The following is a 21,580-nucleotide window of genomic DNA, read 5'->3' on the forward strand; positions in this document are numbered from 1 at the left end:
TTATTTTGGTTCTTCCAGTGACATTGGGCCAAGTTTTTGCGAGCGGAAATCGCGGAGGATCACTTCCGCCGCCTGGTCAAAATCCACATCTCCGCCGGCGATGAGGCACCCTCGTTTTCGGCCGATCGCTTCAAAAAGTTCCACGCCTTCGCTCGGTAGCTCGGACAAATTGTAGCGCGCCTTCAAAGCGTCAGGATAGTGTTCGCGCAGCTTTTGGATAAGATAAAGGACGACGTCTTGATAGACGAGGCGTTCATCTTTGATCGCGCCGGTGATGGCAAGCTTGTAGCCAACCTCGGGATCTTCGAATTTCGGCCAGAGGATGCCGGGGGTGTCGAGAAGATCCATCTGCTTGCTTACCTTCAGCCAATGATTGCCCTGCGTCACGCCCGGTTTGTTGCCCGTTTTCGCCTGGTTTTTGCCGACGAGGCGATTAATGACCGTTGATTTGCCGACGTTTGGGACGCCGACGATCATCGCGCGGATGGAGCGGTTTTGAATGCCTTTTTTTTGCAGGGCTTCCATTTTCGGTTGAGCGAGCCGTTTCACTTCTTGAACGAGTTTGCCGGTGCCTTGATTATGCTTGGCGTTCATGAGGACAACGGTTTCGCCGTTTTGTTCGAAATGGTGCTGCCATGCTTTTGTGACGGATTCATCAGCCATGTCCGTTTTCACGAGCGCGAGCACGCTCGGGCGGTCGGCAAGGATTTCGTTAAGGACCGGGTTCCGCGACGCCTGCGGGACGCGGGCATCGGCGAGCTCAACGACGACATCCACGCGTTTGATCAGTTCCTGGACTTCGCGCGTCGCCTTCGCCATATGGCCCGGAAACCATTGGATTGTCATGTTGGTGTCACCTCCTGACTGGTGTGGTTTTATCAGCCGAAAACGCACGGATATCAGCCGAATTTTGCAGTATATCAGCTAAAAACCTTAATATATCAGCCAAAACAAGCGGTTTATCAGCCATACCCCATTCCGGGTTCTTTAACGCACCTCGGATTCGGGCTGTTTCCTTTTTTGAGGTGCATTGGATCGTTCATGACACCTCTAATCTACTTATTTTTCCGTTTAGTGGTGTCATAAAGTTATTATGGAACCTTAGATTGATGATTTTTTCCTTATGGAGGTGTCATAGACGTTTCATGAAACCGTTCATTGGGTTATTTTCCCTTTTAATGGTGTCAATGAACCGCCTTTTCCTACCAAAAAAAGAGCCTGGTGTCCAAGCTCTTCTTCTCACGATCATTAACGAAGTTCCTTAACACGCGCGGCTTTTCCTTGGAGCTTGCGCAAGTAGTAAAGCCTTGCTTGGCGGACGCGGCCGCGGCGTTTCACTTCGATTTTGTCAATGATTGGGGAATGGACAGGGAATGTCCGTTCAATGCCAATCCCGGATGTAGCCTTGCGGACAGTGAACGTTTCGCTCACGGAACTTCCGCGGCGTTTTAAAACTACGCCTTGGAATACCTGAACACGCTCACGGGTTCCTTCCACAACTTTTACGTGAACGGCTACCGTATCTCCCGGCCGAAAGTTAGGGAGGTCATTTTTTAATTGAGATTTATTTACTTCCCGGATCAAATTGCTCATTTTCGTTTCCTCCTTTCTTCTCGGATGCTCTTACGGGGGCTTTCTCCCGCCGAAGCGGAACATCGGATTCAAAGGCATCTGCCAACGTAAATCATAGCATAGAGTGCGCCGTTCAGCAATGTTTCATCGAGAATTTATTTGGCCAGCGTCGAAGTGTGCTCATGATTCGAACGCCGATCGGTTTATGCAGAATGCCAGACAATGCAGGCATCCGGTCACCCGAAAAATTTGCCGTGCCCGTGCTCATCCGGGACAAGCGCCATGGCGACCGTGCTGCTGTACTGTACGCTTTTTCGGTCGTTATGAAGCCCCCAGGCGACCGAACACAGGGAATAAGTTCTTTTTCAGGCGCCATGAAGCGTTCATAGTGACCGAAATCGGAAATTGCACTCCTTTTCGGGCGTCATAAAGCCCCCATGGCGACCGAAGTCGGAAATTGGGCTCTTTCCCGGGCGCCATGAAACTTATGCCCGCCCAGAACCCGCCACTTATTCGTTCTCAAACTTCCGCAACCATTCCCGTTCATCGTCATCCAGCTCGCGCGCCTCCAGCAAATCGGGGCGCCGCTCCCACGTACGTCGCAATGATTCCTTCCGCCGCCATTCTTCAATATGCGCGTGATTGCCAGACAGCAACACCTCCGGCACGTCCATGCCGCGAAAATCGGCGGGACGTGTGTAGTGCGGGTGCTCCAACAGCCCGTCTGTAAATGATTCCTCTTGCGCCGAGCTTTCGTTGCCGAGGACACCCGGGAGTAAACGGATGACGCTGTCGGCAATGATCATTGCCGGGAGCTCGCCTCCCGTAAGCACATAATCGCCAATGGATATTTCGTCGGTCACGACGGAGCGAATGCGTTCGTCATAACCTTCGTAATGCCCGCAAACGAGGATCAACGCTTCCTCTTTTGCCAGCTCCCCGGCTTTTTGCTGCGAAAACGGCGTCCCTTGCGGACAAAGCATCACGACACGGGCATCGCCCCCGCCCCGAACATCCTCCACAGCATCCACAATCGGTTGGGCGCGCAACACCATTCCGGCGCCTCCGCCGTACGGATAGTCGTCGACTTTGTTGTGCTTATTGTCCGAATAGGCGCGAAAATCGGTGACTGTATAATCAACCGCACCTTTATCCCTGGCTTGTTTCCATATGGAAGAGTTGGTAACACCTTCAAACATTTCCGGAAAAAGCGTGAGAAAATTGATCTTCATTCATCAATCAGCCCTTCCAGCAAATGAACGGTTACGCGCCTTTTTTCCACATCAATCATCTGCACGACCTCGGATGTGTACGGGAGCAGAATCTCTTTCCCGTTGCCTTCGACAACCCAAACATCGTTGGCGCCGGGGGCTAAAATTTCTTTTACCTTTCCGAGCGACTCGCCATCTTCCGTAAAAACATCTATCCCGATGATTTCACTATAGTAAAATTCGTTTTCCGGCAAGGACGCACGCATGGAAGCATGGATCTCAAGAATCGCGTTTTTTAAGCGTTCGGCATCCTCCTTCGTTTCATATCCTTGAAACATAAGCAGATCGAATTGTTTATGTTTGCGATGCGCGCGCACTTCAAGCGTTTCCTTGTCCCCGTTTTCTTTCACCGCACGCAACTCGGAGCCGTCGGCAAACCGTTCTTCGGGAAAATCGGTCGTGGCAATGACGCGCACTTCTCCGGTGAACCCGTGTGTATTGACAATTTTTCCAACTTCGTAGTAATCAGTGGCGGACGCTGTCATCCTCGTCTTCTCCTTTGGAACGAATCTCGCGAACGATGTCATCCTCAATAATAATTTCATCTTCCAGCCGGTGCGCCGACCAACGATCCCCGACCTGAACATCCGTAAATCTTTGCACCTTTTCCCCGGTGACGAGCGAACCTTCAGGCAATGTTTTCACTTTGCTTTCCCTGAAATTCAAGCTTTCGATCCGTTGGCCGCGTTTATTGATCTCGCCATTGTATTTGGCATCAATGGCAGATTTATTGCGGCCCGTCTGTTCTTTTAGCTGTTTTTGATACTGAAACCGCAACTGTTCGATTTCAGTGTTCAAGCGCTCTTTTTCAGAACCTATTTTTTTTAAAAGCTTCTCCCGATAATCTTCGGTCAGGACGTGGCGAACGAGTACATTTTTTTCAATTCTCACGGCTTCACCTCTTTTTTCCCGGTAGTAAGCGACCGTAATCCCAGAGGTCAGATTTCAGAGCCCAGAGGCCGAAAAAACCTTTTCAGGATACGAAGAATGGATCTTCCGACTTCCAGCTTCCGACGTCTGATGTCCGGAATAACGGGCGACTAACACTCCGATTTGTTCCGACGCACAGGATGTGCTAGTGCCGGCGTTGCCACAGGACGTGGCGGTTTTAGCCGGCATTCCTTAAAACCATCAAAGGAAAGCCCCTCTGATGAAAGTTTCACTTCACATGATCAAAAAGGGAAGGCAAAGCCTCCCCCTTTCGTTAATCAGCAATATTAAGCCGGACTTTGCCTTGATTTCTGTTTGCCGCCGTTAACACATTTCGAATCGCGTTCGCGACTCTTCCATTTTTGCCAATGACTTTCCCAATATCTTCCTCGTGGACAGATAGGGTGAACACGGTCATGCCATCGACGTCTTCTTCCTGAACAGCGACGTCATCCGGATGGTCGACCAATGAACGGGCAATCGTTACGACGAGTTCTTTTAACATGAAAAATACCTACTTACCGTTTTTCGTTTGATGGAGCTTTTCCATCAGCCCGCGGGTCGTAAAGAGATTGCGAACGGTGTCTGATGGTTTCGCGCCGTCGAGCATCCATTTGAGCGCCTTTTCTTCATTCACTTGAAAATCACTCGGTTCCGTGAGCGGATTGTACGTCCCGATCTCTTCAATGAAACGGCCGTCTCTCGGCGCGCTTGACTCCGCGACAACGACACGGTAAAAAGGCCGTTTCTTCGATCCCATTCTTTTTAAACGAATTTTTGTAGCCATGATTTATTCCTCCAATTTTTATCAGTCGCATTTTCACAGTTGCCTATTATAGACAAGTTTCCTTTGCTTGTAAAGGGGTTTTCCTTTTCAGCGCATAAACGGCAATTGCATGCCGCCTTTGCCTTTCTTTTTGCCGCCGCCCATCGACGACATTTGCTTCATCATTTTTTTCATGTCTTCGAATTGCTTGAGCAGTTTGTTCACGTCTTGCACCGACGTTCCGCTGCCCTTTGCAATCCGGCGTTTGCGACTCGCGTTCATCAGTTTCGGATCCTGTTTTTCCGCTTTCGTCATCGAGCGCACGATGGCTTCGACACGGCCGATTTGGCTTTCATCCAGCTGCATGTTTTTCATGCCTTTCATCTTGCCCGCGCCAGGGATCATGCTGAGGATGTCTTCCATCGGCCCCATGCTTTTCACTTGTTCCAGCTGTTCCAGAAAATCTTCAAACGTGAGATCGGCATTGCGCATTTTCTTTTCCAATTCTTTGGCACGCTCTTCATCCACATTCGTTTGCGCTTTTTCGATGAGCGAAAGCATGTCCCCCATCCCGAGAATCCTGGACGCCATGCGTTCGGGGTGGAACGTTTCCAACTGGTCGATTTTCTCGCCCATCCCGGCAAATTTGATCGGCTGGTCCGTGACCGCGCGGATGGAAAGGGCAGCACCGCCGCGGGTATCGCCGTCCAATTTCGTGAGCACCACACCGGAGACAGGAAGTTGTTCGTTGAACTGTTCCGCGACATTCACCGCATCTTGACCCGTCATGGCATCAACGACGAGCAGCACTTCATGAGGGCGGACCTTGTCACTCATTTGCTGCAACTCGTCCATCAGCGCTTCATCCACGTGCAAACGCCCAGCGGTATCGAGGAGCACATAATCATGGTTCTCTGCTTTCGCCTGCTCGACCCCTTCCCGGACGATATCGACGGGGTTGGCTTCGGTACCTTTGGAAAAAACAGGCATATCCAATTGCTTCCCGAGGGTTTGCAACTGATCGATGGCCGCCGGACGATAAACGTCAGCGGCAACGAGCATTGGATTGCGATTTTTTTCCTTGCGCAAATGGTTGGCCAGTTTCGCGGCGGTCGTCGTTTTTCCGGACCCTTGGAGGCCGACCATCATGATAATCGTTGGCGCTTTATCGGCGACCGCCAGTTTGCTTTCTTCTTTTCCCATCAGCTCTGTCAATTCTTCGTTGACAACCTTAATGACTTGCTGGCCGGGAGTCAAACTTTTCATTACCTCTTGCCCGACCGCGCGTTCCTTGATGCGATTCACAAACTGCTTGACGACTTTGAAGTTCACATCGGCTTCAAGAAGCGCCAGGCGGACTTCCCGCGCCATTTCTTTCACGTCCGCTTCGCTGACCTTCCCTTTGCCTTTAATCTTCGACATCGTCGCCTGCAAACGCTCGGCTAAACCTTCAAAGGCCATTGTGTCCCCCCTATTCTTCAGATCGTTCCAATTCGTCTACGATGGAAAAAAAAACCGGTGATGCGGACGAATCGGCTTCTCGGCGAAGTTTTTGGTATAGGTGTTGGCGCCGGCGGTACCGTTCGTCGAGCTGTAATTTCGCTTCATACGCTTCCAGCATTTCTTCACTGCGCCGGATGTTATCGTAAACGGCTTGGCGGCTCACGTCAAAGTACTCGGAAATCTCCCCGAGTGAGTAATCATCATAATAATAAAGCTGCAAATAGTCGCGTTGCTTTTCAGTTAAGAGCGGATGATAAAAATCAAAAAGCGCGTTCATGCGCATCGTTTTTTCCAGCACTGGATTCACCTTATCTGTTAAGTGTATCGCCTTTACAAGGATACAAGGGTGAGCGGAGGATGTCAAGGGGGCCTCCCGGTACCGACGTTTGTTGGTATAATAAATGAAATTTAGAAAAGGATGTGTCTCATGATTCTCAAACCCCGCGAAGTCCCCGCCGAATTAAAAACGCTGCGACTGTTACGCCCCCGAATGCCCCTTCCCGATGAACAGCGCTATCTCTATCTTGAGAAAGGTTTTAAAGGCGAGCAACAATTAGATGCTTGGTTGGAAGACTTAACGACTGACTGCTTTGTAATCAACGACCTTTTATTGAACCAAAACCGTAATTTTTTTCAAATCGATAAGATGCTTATTTTGCAAGAAACGATTTATCTTTTGGAGTCAAAATATTCCAAAGGTGATTTTTTCATCGTTGACGACAAATGGAAAGCAATGTCCGGCATAGAGATCCAAGACCCCCGGCTCCAACTAAAGCGGAGCGAAACCCTCTTGCGAAAATTACTTCACCAACATCGACTGAATTTCCCGGTTGAATCCACGCTCGTTTTTACCCATTCCGAATTTTATCTGTACAATGCGCCTCCTCAACTTCCTGCCGTTTTCCCAAACCAAATCCATCGCTTTCTGGAAACATTAAACCGCCTAGATTCTAAAATGACTCATAAACATAATAAGCTCGCTGAAAAATTACTGGCATTGCATGTGCATGACAACCCGCATACACAATTTCCCGACTACAATTATCATGAACTGAAAAAAGGAGTGGTTTGTGCAAACTGCCGTTCTTTTATGGCTGATAAGGGTGTAAATTGGGCATGTGCCAAATGCGAATATGAAGAAGACAATAAAACAGCGATCATGAGAAGCATTGAGGAATACAAATGTCTATTTCCGGATCGAAAAATAACCACAAACAATATTTATGATTGGTGTGGCATGACAAGCTCCAAAAAGAAAATCAACAGAATTTTAACGAATAATTTCACCCGCGTGGGCCATGGGAACGCCTCCTATTATGTCGATTAACACTGTGACAACTTTCCGGACCGTAGCACGTGCTTCTGCGGACTCGGGTCGGTCGATTTTCTCTTTTTCAGTCCGCAGAACGATCCCCTGAGGACTCCGCGCAATCGATTTCACTCTTTTCGGTCCGCAGAACGACCACCTGAGGACTCTGCGCGATCGATTTCACTCTCTTCGGTCCGCAGAACGATCCCCTGAGGACTCCGCGCAATCGATTTCACTCTTTTCGGTCCGCAGATCGACCTTCTGAGGACTCAACTCGATCGATTTCGCCCTTTTCTGTCCGCAGATCGATCCCCTGAGGACTCAACTCGATCGATTTCACCTTTTTCTGTCCGCAGATCGATCCTCTGAGGACTCCGCGCAATCGATTTCACTCTTTTCGGTCCGCAGATCGGCCTTCTGAGGACTCAACTCGATCGATTTCGCCCTTTTCTGTCCGCAGATCGATCCCCTGAGGACTCAACTCGATCGATTTCACCTTTTTCTGTCCGCAGATCGATCCTCTGAGGACTCCGCGCAATCGATTTCACTCTTTTCGGTCCGCAGATCGGCCTTCTGAGGACTCAACTCGATCGATTTCGCCCTTTTCTGTCCGCAGATCGATCCCCTGAGGACTCAACTCGATCGATTTCACTCTCTTCTGTCCGCAGAACGATCCTCTGAGGACTCCGCTCGATCGATTTCGCCCTTTTCTGTCCGCAGAACGACCACCTGAGGACTCCGCTCGATCGATTTCGCCTTTCTCGGTCCGCAGAACGATCCTCTTAAGACTCAACTCGATCGACTCCCTTTTTTCACTCAGCCGACTCGTCATCCTCCGCGAGCTCCCGGAATAATCCGTACGTGAATTGTTCGGCGTCGAAGGGTTGCAAGTCGTCGACGCCTTCGCCGAGGCCGACGAATTTGACGGGGATGTCGAGTTCATTACGAATGGCAAGCACGATGCCGCCTTTCGCGGTGCCATCCAGTTTCGTGAGCACGATGCCGGAAACTTCCGTTGCTTCCTTAAACGTTTTCGCCTGTGTCATGGCGTTTTGCCCGGTTGTCGCGTCCAACACGAGCAATACTTCGTGCGGGGCCGACGGGATTTCGCGGCTGATGACGCGTTTTACTTTTTCCAGTTCTTTCATTAAATTAACCTTGTTTTGCAAGCGCCCAGCCGTGTCGCAAAGCAACACGTCCGCATTTTTGGAGCGGGCGGATTGGATCGCATCGTACATCACCGCTGCCGGATCCGAGCCTTCGGCTTGCTTGACGACATTAACGCCGACATCTTCGCCCCAGGCAGCCAATTGTTCGATCGCGCCGGCCCGGAACGTGTCGCCCGCGGCCAAAACGACGTTTTTGCCTTCGGACTTGAAACGTTGGGCAATTTTTCCAATTGTCGTCGTTTTTCCGACACCGTTCACGCCAACGAATAGAACGACGGTCATGCCTTCGCCGTTCATGTTCAATGCGTAATCTTCACCGCTATAGTCGAGTTTGGCCGTTAACTTTTCGCTGATGACCGGCAGAACGTCCCCGGGCGTTTTCACATTTTGTCGTTTCACTTCGTCGCGCAGTTCTTCGGTCAGTTCCATGACCGTGTGCACGCCGACGTCTGCCGAGATCAACAATTCTTCCAGTTCCTCAAAAAAATCTTCGTCCACGGTTCGATACCGGGCCGCTAAGTCATTCATTTTTTCCGCAAACGAATCACGGGTTTTTTCCAACCCGTCTTTAAATTTCGAGGTAACCGTTTCGGTCTGGGCGGAAACCCGTTCCTTTAACTTTTTAAAAAAGTTCATGGCGTGTCGCTCCTTCCTATCGTTTGCAACGCTTCTTCTGCTTCCGCTTCGGGGACATAGTCTTCGAGCCGGACGGACACGAGACGGGAAACACCTGACTCTTCCATGGTCACGCCGTATAAAATATCACTGGCGACCATCGTTCCTTTCCGGTGGGTAATGACGATAAACTGCGTTTGCTGGCTGAAGGTGCGCAAATAATTGGCAAAGCGTTCCACGTTCGCTTCATCAAGGGCGGCCTCCACTTCATCAAGGACACAGAACGGGACCGGCCGCACGTTGAGAATCGCGAACAACAGGGCGATCGCGGTCAAGGATTTTTCCCCGCCCGAAAGCAAGGATAACGATTGCCTTTTTTTTCCTGGAGGGCGAGCGTATATTTCAATCCCCGTTTCCAATAAATCGTCCGGGTCTTCCAACAGAAGATCCGCTTCCCCTCCTCCAAACATTGCCGAAAATGTTTCTTGGAAATACGTGCGGATCAACGTGAACGTTTCCCTGAATTTGCGCGTCATCTCCTCGTCCATTTCACGAATGGCGGCGACGAGCGTGTCTCTTCCTTCCTGGAGATCCGCTTGTTGTTCCGATAAAAATTGATAGCGTTCGTTGACGCGCTCATAGTCATCAATGGCGCCGATGTTCACGTGCCCGAGTTCATCGATGCTCTTTTGCACGAGTTTTAATCGTTTGCGCGCATCTTCGACCGTATCCTCTTCAAAAGAAGGTCGTTTTTTCGCTGCTTCAAATGTGATTTCATAATCCGATTGCAACCGTTCGAGCAACTGGTCCAGTTCGATATCAAGACGATGGCGGGAGAGTTGCAACTGATAGCGTTTTTCTTCAATGTCTGCGGCACGCTTTTCCAAGACGGCAAGATGGTTCTCGTTCTTTTCGATTAACTGTTGTTGTTCTTCCCGCCGCGCTTTCAAGTCGGACGCTTGTTGCTCTATTTCCGCTTTCTTTGTTTGCAATTCCTCGATTTCATCGTCAAGGTTGTCCGAGCCCCCGGATACTTCTTGCAGACGCGCCTCCAGCTCTTCCCTTTCTTTCATGGCGGCGTGCAAATCGTTTTGTTCCGCGGCAACATCGCTCCGCAAACGTTCAACGGTTTGTTGTTGGTGATCCAGCTGTTCTTTTTTTGAAGCGGCTTGGATGCGCAATTGTGTAAATGCTTCTTGCAGCGCTTGTTCGGACTCGGCTTGTTCTTCTTTTTCTTTTTCCTTCTCGTTAATGTCTGCTTGGATGCGTTCGGTTTTATCCGATTCCTCGCGTTCGCGCGTTTCCAGTTGTTCCAGTTGCGCTTCCCATTCCCGAAGTTCGGATTCCAACGCTTGTTTTTCTTTCGTGTATAACGACAACTCTGCGTGTCTTTTTCCTGCTTCCGCTTCCACACGCACATGCGTCTCTTTCGCTTCCGCCAAACGGGAACGGACGTCTTCGGTTTGGCGCTTGTGTTTTTCCGTCTTTTCGCGGAGTGTTTCGCCCTCTTGTTTAATGGCAGCAACGTTCTTTTCCAATTTCTCGTTTTCAACGTCCAATTGTTTTTGTTTTGCTTGCAGTTCCTCTTGTTCGCGCTGCCGGCTCAACAGTTCCATGCCTTTGCGCTTATCGCTGCCGCCAGTCATGGAACCGCCGGGATTGATGACTTCCCCGTCGAGGGTGACGATGCGGTTGCGGTACTGAACGATTTGGGCGAGGCGGTTTCCCGCTTTCAAATCCGTCGCGAGCACGACATGTCCAAGAAGGTTTTCAATCACCGGCGAAAACCGTTCATCCGCCGTGACCACTTCCGCCGCGACCCCGCAAAACCCTTCCGCACCGCGCAATCGCCCTTGCACCGCATCAGGGACCGATCGCGGCTTCATGACGGAACGCGGCAAAAACGTGGCGCGTCCTTGGCGATTCATTTTCAAATATTGGATCGCCCGGCGGCCATCTTCTTCCGATTCGACGATGACGTTTTGCATCGCGGCGCCGAGCGCGGTCTCCACCGCTTTTTCAAATCGTTCGCCGGTGGAAATGAGCGAACCCACAGCGCCGTGAATGCCGCTTAGCTTCTGAGCGTCCGACGCTTGCAATACCGCTTTCACCCCTTGAAAAAAACCGGCATGTTCCTGGTCCATCCGTTGGAGCAATTGCAAACGGGAACGGGTGTCGTCAAGTTTTCGATAGTTCGCGTACAATTGTTGCTCCGCTTTTTCTTTTTTCTTTTGTTCCGCTTCAAAACGGGCGCGGGCATCTTCATATGCCACTTCTTCGGACTGGAGCTGCGCTTCCAGGGCTTCGTAGGTTTGTTTCGCTTTTGCTTCTTCTTCATTTTGCTTTGCCAAGTGTTGTTCACTGTCTTCGTTTTCGGCAAATAAGCGTTTTAACCGTTCCTGAACCCGCTCTTTTTGCTCATTGCTATGGCGCCGTTCATTTTTGCTCGCCGCGTGGGCGTTGAGCGCGTCAATGTACTCACCCTTTAGCGTTTCCAGTTCCGCTTCCACATCTGCTTTTGTTTTGCTCTTTTTCTTTTCGAGGGCTTCCAGCTCTTTTCTATTTTCTTGCTCGGCCTCAATTTTTTCGTTTAGTACCGCGGCTTCTTCTTCCAACTGCGCGCTTTTTTGCTCCCACGTTTGCTGCAATTCGCGAATTCTGCGATCCAACGCTTCAAGGCGCTCATTGGCGTTGGTACCCCTTTCTTCCATGAGGTTGCGGTGGCCTTCCCGTTGCTGCAACGCTTCACTCGTCTCAAGCAATTCGTTTTGCGCAGCGTCCAGCTTGTTTTCCACATCGGCGAGCGTTTCTTTTTTCCGGGAAAGATCGTCTTGCGCGTCGTGTAACGTTTGTTTTTCCGCTTCCGCTTCTTTTTCCGTTTTGGTAAGGGATTGCTTATATTCCTCCCAGGACGCGTGCTTCGCTTCGATGTCATGGACGAGAATGGCGACGTCCAATCGTTCTTTTTCTTCATGGTGTTGTAAATATTCCCGGGCGGTTGACGCTTGCATCTCCAACGGCGCCAATTGTTCTTCAAGCTCATGGAGAATATCTTGCACGCGATTCAAATTGTCCATCGTCTCTTGCAGCTTTTTTTCCGATTCTTGCTTGCGGGATTTATATTTTAAAACGCCTGCGGCGTCTTCAAACATCGTGCGCCGATCTTCCGGCTTCGAGGAGAGGATCCGGTCCACTTCCCCTTGCCCGATCATGGAATACGCATCCTTGCCCAGACCGGAATCAACGAGCAAATCGACGATATCCTTTCTGCGGCACGCTTTGCGATTTAAAAAATATTCGCTTTCCCCTGTGCGGTACAGGCGGCGCGTCAAGCTGATCTCGTTGAATTCACTCATCATGTATTCATCTTCATTATCCAAGATGAGAGAAACTTCGGCGATATTTACTTTTTTTCGGGATTCGCTTCCGGCAAAAATAACATCTTCCATTTTCGCCCCGCGAAGTTGTTTAGCTGATTGTTCGCCTAGTACCCAGCGAATGCAGTCGGCAACATTGCTTTTCCCGCTCCCGTTTGGCCCGACAATGGACGTGATGCCTTCATTAAAATCGATGGTCAAAGGAGCGGCAAAAGATTTGAAGCCGGTCACTTCCAGTCGTTTTAAAAACAAAGACGCTCCCTCGCAATCTTTTTGCAATGAAACCTTTTCAAACGAGCTCATCCCTTCTACAATAGAGACTAGAAAAAGGAGGCCCGTCATGAACCTTAACGAAGCAACAGAAGAAAATCTTACTTACATTTTCGAGAAACTCCAAGACCAGCTGCAAGTGGTGAACGCCGCTGTGCTCGATCCAACAGGCTATGATCTCCGGTTTTACGATGATATTAAAGAGATCTATGAGTACGTGGACGGCAATTCAAAACTTAGTGTGAAAGAAATGGACGCGCTCATTTCGGAACTGGGAAGACTTAAAGTCGAGAGTAAAAAATAAACCCGTTTTGTCCTCGCCCACTGCGGGTGGGGGCGAATGGGTCATGCACTATGATAATCGCTACGGAAAAACACAACGCTTTCCGTGGGCCTTTAGCTCAGCCTCCTCGAAAAAAGACGTTCGCTTTTTTCTGCGGGGTCTTACCCACTGCGCTTTCCCACGGGAGTCTCTCTGTTTTTCCTTTTCTGGCCAGTGTTAGAATCATAAATATGATGAAGAGCCACATGAAAAACTGTCCCCTTTGTTCGGACAGTTTTATTGTTTTTTCATGCCGATGTGTCCGAGCTGATTCATGGTTCGGACATTTTCAGTATTTTAGTCCGCAAAAGTGTCCGAGGTTGCCTCATGTCCGGACACTTTTTCCGCCCTCTCATGCAAAAGTGTCCGAATAACCGTCACCCTATTGATTTTCCGCGCTTAATTGCATCAGCGCTTTCTGGGCGGCGTGTTGTTCTGCCGATTTTTTCGTTTTTCCGATTCCTTCGCCTTGATGATCGCCATTGATGGAGACGCGGGCAACGAATTCCCTGCTGTGGGCAGGTCCTTGTTCATCGACGATCTCGTACGTGACCGCGCCCGTTGAAGCTCGTTGGACAAATTCTTGTAGCTGGCTTTTGAAGTCCATTACATCCGTGTAGCTGCCGGTTTCGATTTTTTCATAGACGGTTTGTTCAAGGAAATGGTCCACGGCGTCCATGCCCTGATCAAGGTAAAGGGCACCGACAAATGCTTCGAAGACGTCCGCGAGCATGGCCGAACGTTCCCGGCCTCCCGTCAAATTTTCCCCTTTCCCGAGAAACACGAGGCTGCCAAACTGATAGTTTCGCGCAAGGTCTGCCAGGGAAGGTTCACAAACGACGGCGGCACGCAGTTTCGTCATTTCCCCTTCCTGCATCGTGTGAAAACGGCGATACAAGTATTGGGAAACGCATAATTCCAGCACCGCATCCCCTAAAAACTCCAACCGTTCGTTATCGCTGTCGGCATTGTGTTTCTTTTCATTAACATAGGATGAATGGGTAAAAGCCTGGTACAACAATTGATCATCATTAAATTGCAGTCCTAGTTTCGATAATAAATCACGGAATTTCTGCACATGGGTTTCGCTTGCGTGTATTTTTTTCTTTTTATTTGGAGAGGATTTCATTATTGTTTTCTTACAGCTCCTTTTCAAAAAAACCGGGAAGGCAGCGTACATCTGTCTTCCCGCCTATCTTCCATCACTGCTGTCCTTCTATGTAATTCACGACATCAGCGACGGTGGAAATTTTTTCTGCCTCTTCATCAGAGATTTCCATATCAAATTCATCTTCAAGTTCCATCACGAGTTCAACGACGTCCAACGAATCGGCACCGAGATCATCTTTAAACGTTGCTTCACTGATCACTTCCGATTCCTCGACGCCCAACCGATCGACAACAATCTTTTTTACGCGTTCCAGTGTTTCTGTTTCTGCCATTTTTACTTCCTCCTTTATTTCCTAACCCAGAATGTTTCCTTGTCATTATAGGATATTTGTCCACAAAAAACCAGCCTAACTTTTGGAGGCATCTAACCTCTCACCTCTCACCTCTAAGACATATACATGCCGCCGTCAACATGAAGGGTTTGTCCCGTCATATAGCGGCTTTTTTCGCCGGCGAGAAAACTGACCGTTTCGGCCACGTCTTCGGGGCGCCCGAGTTCGCCGAGCGGGATTTGTGCCAGCAACCCTTCCCGTTGCTCCCCTCCCAGCTCGTCGGTCATCTCTGTCTCAATAAAACCCGGCGCGACGGCATTTACACGAATATGGCGGGAGGAAAGCTCTCTGGCCAACGTTTTCGTCAGTCCAACGACCCCTGCTTTTGCTGCCGTGTAATTGGCCTGCCCTGCATTGCCGAGCGAACCGGTGACCGAACCGATATTAATGATTGATCCCGCACGCTGTTTCATCATCGGGCGTATCGCCGCTTTCGCGCAAAGAAAGACGCCTTTTAAATTGGTATCGAGCACTTCATCCCAGTCGTCTTCTTTCATGCGCATGACTAAATTGTCCTTTGTAATGCCGGCGTTGTTTACGAGCACGTCAATCGCGCCGAACCGGTCCGTGACCGTTTTAAAAAGGGTTTTTACGTCGTCTTCTCGGGCGACGTTTGCTTGCACTGGGAAGGCATCCACCCCATAAGATGCGCATTCTTTCGCGGTTTCCGCGGCTTTTGCTTCATTTCCCGCGTAATTGATAGCAACGTCAGCGCCGTTTTGGGCGAGGTTGAGCGCGATGGCTCGTCCAATCCCGCGGGAAGCCCCGGTAACGAGCGCTTTTTTTCCTTGTAACATTTCCCTATGATCCCTCCTTTGCGTTCAATACAGCGTCGAGATCTGCTTGGTTCTCAACGGAAAACACTTCGACGCCGCGGCGCTGTATTTTTTTTACCAAGCCGGAGAGCACTTGCCCACCGCCGATTTCGATAAACGTATCTACGCCGTCTTCAAGCAAAAATCGAATGCTATCCTCCCAGAGCACGGGAGCAGTGACTTGGGTAACGAGGGCTTCTTTTAGCGTTTCCGCATCGGTCGCCGTTGAGGCAGACGCGTTCATGACGACCGGAACCTCGCTGTTGCGAAAACTTACCGGCGCCAACACGTCTTGCAGCTGCTCGCGGGCGGGTTTCATGAGCGGCGAGTGAAACGGTCCGCTCACGTTTAAAGGGACGACGCGGCGCGCACCCTCTTCCTTGGCACGCTCACCGGCTTCTTTAATGCCGTTCGCCGACCCGGAAATGACGATTTGGTTCGGACCGTTTAAATTCGCGAGTTGAACCGGATTCCCTTCCGCGTTAACTTCGGAAACGACCGCTTGCAAATCTTCCCTATTCATCCCCATCACTGCTGCCATCCCGCCTTCGCCAGCCGGCACTGCAGCTTCCATTAATTCGCCTCTTTTGCGAACAACCGAGACGGCGTCCTTAAAATCGATAACATTGGCGGCGACAAGGGCGCTGTATTCCCCGAGGCTGTGTCCGGCGACGTAATCCGGCTGCAAACCGCTTTCGGAAAAAAGTTGCAATACCGCGGTGCTCACCGTTAATAACGCCGGTTGCGCGTTTGCCGTTTTTTTTAATTCTTCTTCCGGGCCGTTTTTCATCAAGTCGGAAAGGGAAAAGCCGAGGGCTTCGTCCGCTTCAGTCAAAACCGCCTGCGCCACTTTGTTTTCCGCAGCCGCGGTTATGCCCATTCCGATCGCTTGCGAGCCTTGTCCCGGAAACAAAAAGGCCGTTTTCCCCATGTCATTCCCTCCTCTGTTTTTGCAAATCAGCTGCGATAACACCTGCTACATCTTCGGAAACCATCTGCCTGGCTTGGCGTATGGCATGAAAAAAAGCGGTGTGATCAGACGAACCATGGGCTTTTACTACAGGCGCCTTCAAGCCAAACAAACCGGCACCCCCGTAATGGGAATAGCTTAATTTTTGCTTGATTCCCTTAAATGAAGGCTTCAAAGCTGCTGCCGCCAGTTTGTTTTTCATCGTCGAGCTGAGCTCCGTTTTTAAAATGGAAAACAGCGCTTCAGCTGTACCTTCGATGGATTTCAGTAAAATATTTCCGGAAAAGCCGTCGCAAACGACGACATCGCAAACACCGTTCAATACATCTCGTGCCTCGACATTGCCGATGAATGTAAAGTTGGCTTCTTGCATTTGTTCATATGCTTGTTTGGATAATTCATTGCCTTTTCCTTCTTCGGCACCGATGTTTAGCAATCCTACCTTCGGTTGTTTGCGATTTTTGACGCGGCGCATATAGACATCGCCCATAATGCCGTATTGGAACAAATGAGCCGCGCGCGCTTCAATGTTGGCGCCCACATCCAAGAGAAGGAACCCTTCCCCGTCAAGAGTCGGCAGCATCGGTGCCAGCGCCGGGCGCTCCAACCCTTCAATGCGTCCGATTTGCAATAAACCGGTGGACATCAGTGCGCCCGTATTGCCCGCGGATATACTCGCGTCCGCCCGGCTTTCGCGCACTTCCTTGACGGCCAGAACCATCGAGGAATCTTTTTTACGGCGCACCGCCTGGGTCGGGGTCTCATCATTTTCGATCACACTCGTCGTGTGCAACACTTTTATGCGCTCATGGCCCGATAGATGAGGGTTAATCTTCTCCTCATCACCAACGAGTGTCACTTCAAGGTCTTCAAATGCCCGGACAGCTGCTAACGTCCCGGCTACTTGTGCTTTCGGGGCATTGTCGCCTCCCATTGCGTCTATGGCTATTTTCATCGAATGTGCTCCTTTATCTTGCGTTTTTCATGCTTCTTTTCCTCTCGACATGACGAACTCCCCTTTGAAAACGAGGGTTTGGTTGACATAGCTTTTCACGGTAATCACCGGAAAGCCGTGACTGCGTTTTTTTATTTTTGCCTTCGCCACAACCCGTTCACCAGTGTAGACTTGGCGCGTGAAACGAATGTTCGCCCGCCCGGTGACCGCGAACGCGTCGTTGATGATGGCAACCGCGAGCGAGTTCGCCTGCGCGAAGAGGTGATGGCCCCTCGCGATGCCGTTGCGCGTAAATACATGGTCATCGGTAATATCGAGGATGGAAATCGCCTGTTCATCCAATTGCAAATCGACGATTTCTCCGATTACTTCTTCGTTTTGTAAGGCTCGCACATCATCATGATTTGTTTCGGCGAGTTGCTTGATGCGCGTTCGGACTTCCGGAATTCTTAACTCGGACCGATCGAGGCGAATCGTTTGCACACTGACGCCAAAACGCTCGGCCAAGGCCTCATCCGTAATAAAAGGATCGGCTTCTATTGTGTCTTCCAGTTCCTGTTTTCGTACAGCTTTCGTTTTTTTCATCTCGCTTGTGCCAAGGAGGCTCCTTCTTAGATAAACTTGGCTTTCGCCAACCCCCTCTCAGGGTTATATTGTGCGACTAGGACTTGGTACTAATTTTGAAGCAAACATGCATGAAAATCAAGTCTCTGATGGTGAAAAATGGAGGGCGCTCGTTTCCATGGCAACCGGTTTGGCAGGAAATCCGCTAATTCGGTCGCCATGCGCAGGTCATAGCGACCGAACCGGCGGGTCTACTCCGGCTTCAGGCTCCATGAGCGCTCCATGGTGACCGAATCGGCCGGACTGCTCCGGTTTCAGGCTCCATAAACGCTTCATGGCGACCGAACCAACGGGACTACTCCTATTTCGAGCTCCATAGGCGCTCCATGGTGACCGAATCAGCGTGGCTGCACCGGTTTCGGGCTCCATAAACGCTCCATGGCGCCCGAACCGACGAGACAGTCTCTGTTTCGGGCTTCATAGGCGCTCCATGGCGACCGGATCGGCGAGACAACTCCAATTTCGGGCTCCATGGACGGGCGCATTGACTACCATATTGGCAGCGACATCCCGTTTTCTCGTGTTCCATCTTCTTAATCCAATTTTTCCCCGGAAGTTGCGCCTGATCCTTGCACGTAGTCTCGCAAAAGTTGATAATCCGGATGATTCCAAAATGCCTCCGAGTCGAGCAACGTGCTCGCATCTTGCCGGGCGGTGTCCAACGCCCGGTAATCATGGACGGGATCGGCGAGGCGGAACTCGGGCATGCCGCTTTGTTTTTGTCCGAGAAGGTCGCCCGGGCCGCGCAACTGCAAGTCTTTTTCCGCCAAAACAAACCCGTCGGTCGTCTCGGCCATAATACGCATGCGTTCTTTTCCTGTTTCCGACGCGGGATCGCTCAGCAATATGCAATAGGACTGGGACTCGCCGCGCCCAACGCGTCCGCGAAGCTGATGGAGTTGTGAGAGCCCAAAGCGGTCCGCATCATAAATGACCATGATCGTGGCGTTGGCAACATTGACGCCTACCTCCACGACGGTTGTGGCCACGAGGACATCAATGGCTCCGCTCGTAAATTCATCCATCGCCGTTTCTTTTTCTTCGTCCCGCAAACGGCCATGCAAAAGCCCGATGTGGTTACCAGGCATTAGTTCTTCCAATTGGGCGTGGATATCGATCGCGTTTTGCACGTCCAATTGCTCGGATTCTTCAATGAGCGGACAGATGACGTATGCTTGTTTTCCCGCGGACGTTTCTTTGCGGACAAAAGCAATGACGCGCTCGAGCATATCGGGTTTTGCCCAGTACGTTTTCACGGCTTTTCGCCCGCTCGGCTGTTCATCAATACGGGACACGTCCATATCACCGTATGCCGTTATCGCGAGCGTGCGGGGAATAGGGGTTGCCGTCATAAACAAAGCGTCCGGATTCCCTTTATCCCGCAGTGCTCGCCGTTGTTCCACGCCGAAACGGTGCTGTTCATCGGTGATAACGAGGCCAAGATCATGAAAAGGAACCGTCGACTGGATCAACGCGTGCGTGCCGACGATCACCGAAATCTCACCGCTCTCCAGGCCGGCATGGATTTCCCTGCGGCGGGCGGCTTTCGTTGAACCGGTCAAAAGCGCGAGTTCCATGCCGTAGAGATGAAAAAATTCAGCAAGGCTTTCGGCATGTTGAGAAGCGAGGATCTCGGTCGGCACCATCAACGCGGTTTGCTTCCCAGCACTCACGACCGCGTACATGGCGCACGCGGCGACGACGGTTTTCCCAGAACCGACGTCCCCTTGCAGGAGCCGATTCATCTTATGATCTGCTTGAATGTCGGCGAGAATTTCACGAAGCGAACGCACCTGTGCATCGGTAAGTGCAAACGGAAGCCCCTGCACAAATCGGCGGGTAGCGGCTTCATCGATCTCTGTCGGCTGCGCCCGTTCATTTTTTCTGCGCGTGCGTTTATACGCCTGGATGCGTAATTGAAAACGGAGGAATTCCTCGTAAACAACACGGCGTCTCGCGTTTTTAAGCGCTTGCGCGTTTTCCGGTTGATGAAGCGTCGAAAGGGCATCGGCGATCGTCGGCAACTTGTATTTTTTTCGCAAGGAAGCAGGGAGCACTTCCTCCGGAAACACACCTTGTTGGATGACTTGTTTAATCCAGTTTTCCAATTGGCGGACCGTCAGTTTGCCGGTTATGGTATACACGGGGGAATAGGCGCGCGTCTCATCAACGTCTCCGAACTCGATTCTTTGGGCAGTGAGCGTGGCGCGATACCGATCCCACTTTCCGGTCACATTCACTTTCGTCTCCGGTTGAAGCTTATTTTTTAAAAACGCACGATTAAAAGCGACGACTTGAACGAGGTGCCCATCGGCAAATAAACGAAAAGAAAGACGGTTTTTTTTGGCCCCGTAGTATTTGACATTGGGCGGCCCTTGAACGGTGCCGGCAAGGGTGGCTTGCGCATCGTGTTCCAATTCTTCCACCGGGCGGATGGCCACATTTTCATAGCGATGGGGCAAATGCCAGAGCAAATCTTCCCATGTGAAAATACCGAGGCGGTTCAACTCCTTTACCGTCTCCGGGCCTACGCCTTTTAGCGCCTCAATACTCGTTTGCGTTTTTTTTAGGCTTGTCATGGTTGTTTCACGCGCCTCCGTTGCCGTTTTTCACTCTCCGGGTGCTGATGCGTGGGTCATTGGACGTGGCTGGCGACCTAACGTCTGATACGATCATGCGTTAGGGCAAGACCTACCCATGACCTATCCAATGCGTACACCTAGGGCTAATCCCTTCCCTCGTTTTCTTGTGCCGGAGCGGCCGTCACCGCGATTGTTCCCGGTCCAACGTGCGCGCCGATGACGGCTCCGATTTCCGTCGTCACGTCAGACACAACGTTGAGCTTTGCCTTCACGTCTGTAGCCATCGTTTCCGCCGTATCAGCGGCAATCGCGTTGGAAAGGCCTAAGTGAATCGGTTGATCCCCATAAATTGTTTCAAGCTCGGTGACGATCCGCGCCATCGCCTTTTTGCGCCCCCGGACTTTCTCGTATGGATAGACTTCTCCTTCTTCGGTCAGCGACAGAATCGGTTTCATTTTTAATAGCGATCCGAGCAGCGCCGAAGCTTTCCCAATCCGCCCGTTTTTTTCCAAATATTCAAGGGTATCCACCATGAAAAAAACCTTTGTATGTTGCAATAAGTGTTCAAGCCGTTCTCGACATTCATCGCTGTCGGCACCGTTTTTGGCGAGGCGGGCTATATCGGTAACAATAATGCCGAACGCATAGCTTGCCCGTTTGGAATCAATGACTTCGACATTTGCCTCCGCTTCTTCCGCTCCGAGCGTTGCCGCTTGATACGTCCCGCTTAATTGGGACGATAAATGAATGGAAAAAATAACTGTATCTTCCTCCGCGAGCCGATTGTAAAGCGTCTCAAAATCATAAGGGGATGGTTGGGAGGTCGTCGGCATAACGCCGCTTTTTTGTAATTTTTCATAAAAACCCGACGGGGTTAACGTTTCTCCGTCCGTGTACGTTTCATTTTCCCCAAAATTAACATTTAACGGAACGACTGTAATGTCCAATTCTTCCAATAAATCCTTTGGAATGTCCGCGGTACTGTCTGTCACCACTTTTACCCGTGCCATACGTATCCCCCTCGTATA

At 50.7% G+C, this 21,580-nt stretch carries 21 protein-coding genes; 2 read left to right on the plus strand and 19 right to left on the minus strand.

Translation table 11 applies throughout. The features are described from left to right. The 9 genes from ylqF to HUG15_RS14335 form a co-directional block, all read right to left on the minus strand. Complete coding sequence (gene ylqF / locus HUG15_RS14290; protein ID WP_200123744.1) at positions 1-846, minus strand: ribosome biogenesis GTPase YlqF; 846 nt, start codon at positions 844-846, stop codon at positions 1-3. A 402-nt stretch (positions 847-1,248) separates the two neighbouring features. Continuing rightward, entirely contained in the window at positions 1,249-1,593 is a 345-nt protein-coding gene (gene rplS / locus HUG15_RS14295; protein ID WP_200123745.1) for a 50S ribosomal protein L19, read from the minus strand. A gap of 488 nt (positions 1,594-2,081) precedes the next feature. Next, a complete protein-coding gene (gene trmD, locus HUG15_RS14305; protein WP_200123747.1) occupies positions 2,082-2,804 on the minus strand; it encodes a tRNA (guanosine(37)-N1)-methyltransferase TrmD in 723 nt (240 codons plus the stop codon). Beyond that, positions 2,801-3,328 carry a ribosome maturation factor RimM gene (gene rimM, locus HUG15_RS14310; protein WP_200123748.1) on the minus strand — a complete coding sequence of 176 codons (528 nt, stop codon included), beginning with the start codon at positions 3,326-3,328 and terminating at the stop codon, positions 2,801-2,803. Before rimM ends, trmD begins: the two co-directional genes overlap by 4 nt. After that, positions 3,309-3,734 carry a YlqD family protein gene (locus tag HUG15_RS14315; RefSeq protein ID WP_200123749.1) on the minus strand — a complete coding sequence of 142 codons (426 nt, stop codon included), beginning with the start codon at positions 3,732-3,734 and terminating at the stop codon, positions 3,309-3,311. The genes rimM and HUG15_RS14315 overlap by 20 nt, the downstream gene beginning before the upstream one ends. Positions 3,735-4,047: 313 nt before the next feature. Further along, the gene (locus tag HUG15_RS14320; RefSeq protein ID WP_200123750.1) at positions 4,048-4,278 is read right to left on the minus strand and encodes a KH domain-containing protein; all 231 of its coding nucleotides are present in this window, start codon (positions 4,276-4,278) and stop codon (positions 4,048-4,050) included. Positions 4,279-4,287: 9 nt separating this feature from the next. Next, positions 4,288-4,560 (minus strand): 30S ribosomal protein S16, encoded by a 273-nt coding sequence (gene rpsP / locus HUG15_RS14325; protein ID WP_200123751.1) that lies wholly within the window; start codon positions 4,558-4,560, stop codon positions 4,288-4,290. An 87-nt stretch (positions 4,561-4,647) separates the two neighbouring features. Further along, the gene (gene ffh / locus HUG15_RS14330) at positions 4,648-6,000 is read right to left on the minus strand and encodes a signal recognition particle protein (RefSeq protein WP_200123752.1); all 1,353 of its coding nucleotides are present in this window, start codon (positions 5,998-6,000) and stop codon (positions 4,648-4,650) included. Positions 6,001-6,010: 10 nt separating this feature from the next. Further along, a complete protein-coding gene (locus HUG15_RS14335) occupies positions 6,011-6,340 on the minus strand; it encodes a putative DNA-binding protein (protein WP_200128987.1) in 330 nt (109 codons plus the stop codon). Positions 6,341-6,469: 129 nt separating this feature from the next. On the opposite strand from HUG15_RS14335, the gene HUG15_RS14340 reads away from it, so the two are divergent. Further along, positions 6,470-7,369, plus strand: a complete 900-nt coding sequence (locus tag HUG15_RS14340; RefSeq protein ID WP_200123753.1) for an NERD domain-containing protein — start codon at positions 6,470-6,472, stop codon at positions 7,367-7,369. 794 nt (positions 7,370-8,163) lie between these two features. Here HUG15_RS14340 and ftsY read toward each other — a convergent pair. Beyond that, positions 8,164-9,156: a signal recognition particle-docking protein FtsY gene (gene ftsY / locus HUG15_RS14345; RefSeq protein ID WP_200123754.1), complete on the minus strand. Its 993-nt coding sequence runs from the start codon at positions 9,154-9,156 to the stop codon at positions 8,164-8,166. Next, complete coding sequence (gene smc / locus HUG15_RS14350; protein WP_211202227.1) at positions 9,153-12,764, minus strand: chromosome segregation protein SMC; 3,612 nt, start codon at positions 12,762-12,764, stop codon at positions 9,153-9,155. Before smc ends, ftsY begins: the two co-directional genes overlap by 4 nt. A gap of 88 nt (positions 12,765-12,852) precedes the next feature. On the opposite strand from smc, the gene HUG15_RS14355 reads away from it, so the two are divergent. Then, a complete protein-coding gene (locus HUG15_RS14355) occupies positions 12,853-13,086 on the plus strand; it encodes a DUF1128 family protein (protein ID WP_200123756.1) in 234 nt (77 codons plus the stop codon). A 400-nt stretch (positions 13,087-13,486) separates the two neighbouring features. On the opposite strand, the gene rnc is transcribed toward HUG15_RS14355, so the two are convergent. The 8 genes from rnc to HUG15_RS14395 all read right to left on the minus strand — a co-directional run bounded on the left by rnc (position 13,487) and on the right by HUG15_RS14395 (position 21,562). Continuing rightward, positions 13,487-14,233 (minus strand): ribonuclease III, encoded by a 747-nt coding sequence (gene rnc, locus HUG15_RS14360; protein ID WP_200123757.1) that lies wholly within the window; start codon positions 14,231-14,233, stop codon positions 13,487-13,489. Positions 14,234-14,306: 73 nt separating this feature from the next. Then, positions 14,307-14,546, minus strand: a complete 240-nt coding sequence (gene acpP, locus HUG15_RS14365) for an acyl carrier protein (protein WP_200123758.1) — start codon at positions 14,544-14,546, stop codon at positions 14,307-14,309. Positions 14,547-14,659: 113 nt separating this feature from the next. Then, a complete protein-coding gene (gene fabG / locus HUG15_RS14370) occupies positions 14,660-15,403 on the minus strand; it encodes a 3-oxoacyl-[acyl-carrier-protein] reductase (protein ID WP_200123759.1) in 744 nt (247 codons plus the stop codon). A 4-nt stretch (positions 15,404-15,407) separates the two neighbouring features. After that, positions 15,408-16,352 (minus strand): ACP S-malonyltransferase, encoded by a 945-nt coding sequence (gene fabD / locus HUG15_RS14375; RefSeq protein WP_200123760.1) that lies wholly within the window; start codon positions 16,350-16,352, stop codon positions 15,408-15,410. Between the two features lies 1 nt (position 16,353). Further along, complete coding sequence (gene plsX, locus HUG15_RS14380; protein WP_200123761.1) at positions 16,354-17,346, minus strand: phosphate acyltransferase PlsX; 993 nt, start codon at positions 17,344-17,346, stop codon at positions 16,354-16,356. A gap of 27 nt (positions 17,347-17,373) precedes the next feature. Further along, complete coding sequence (gene fapR / locus HUG15_RS14385) at positions 17,374-17,931, minus strand: transcription factor FapR (RefSeq protein ID WP_200123762.1); 558 nt, start codon at positions 17,929-17,931, stop codon at positions 17,374-17,376. Between the two features lie 572 nt (positions 17,932-18,503). Next, a complete protein-coding gene (gene recG, locus HUG15_RS14390) occupies positions 18,504-20,549 on the minus strand; it encodes an ATP-dependent DNA helicase RecG (RefSeq protein ID WP_200123763.1) in 2,046 nt (681 codons plus the stop codon). Positions 20,550-20,695: 146 nt separating this feature from the next. After that, positions 20,696-21,562, minus strand: coding sequence for a DegV family protein (locus HUG15_RS14395; RefSeq protein ID WP_200123764.1), 867 nt, complete (start codon positions 21,560-21,562; stop codon positions 20,696-20,698). Positions 21,563-21,580 lie beyond the last annotated feature (18 nt).

Source organism: Salicibibacter cibarius, assembly GCF_016495725.1.
GTDB lineage: Bacteria > Bacillota > Bacilli > Bacillales > Marinococcaceae > Salicibibacter > Salicibibacter cibarius.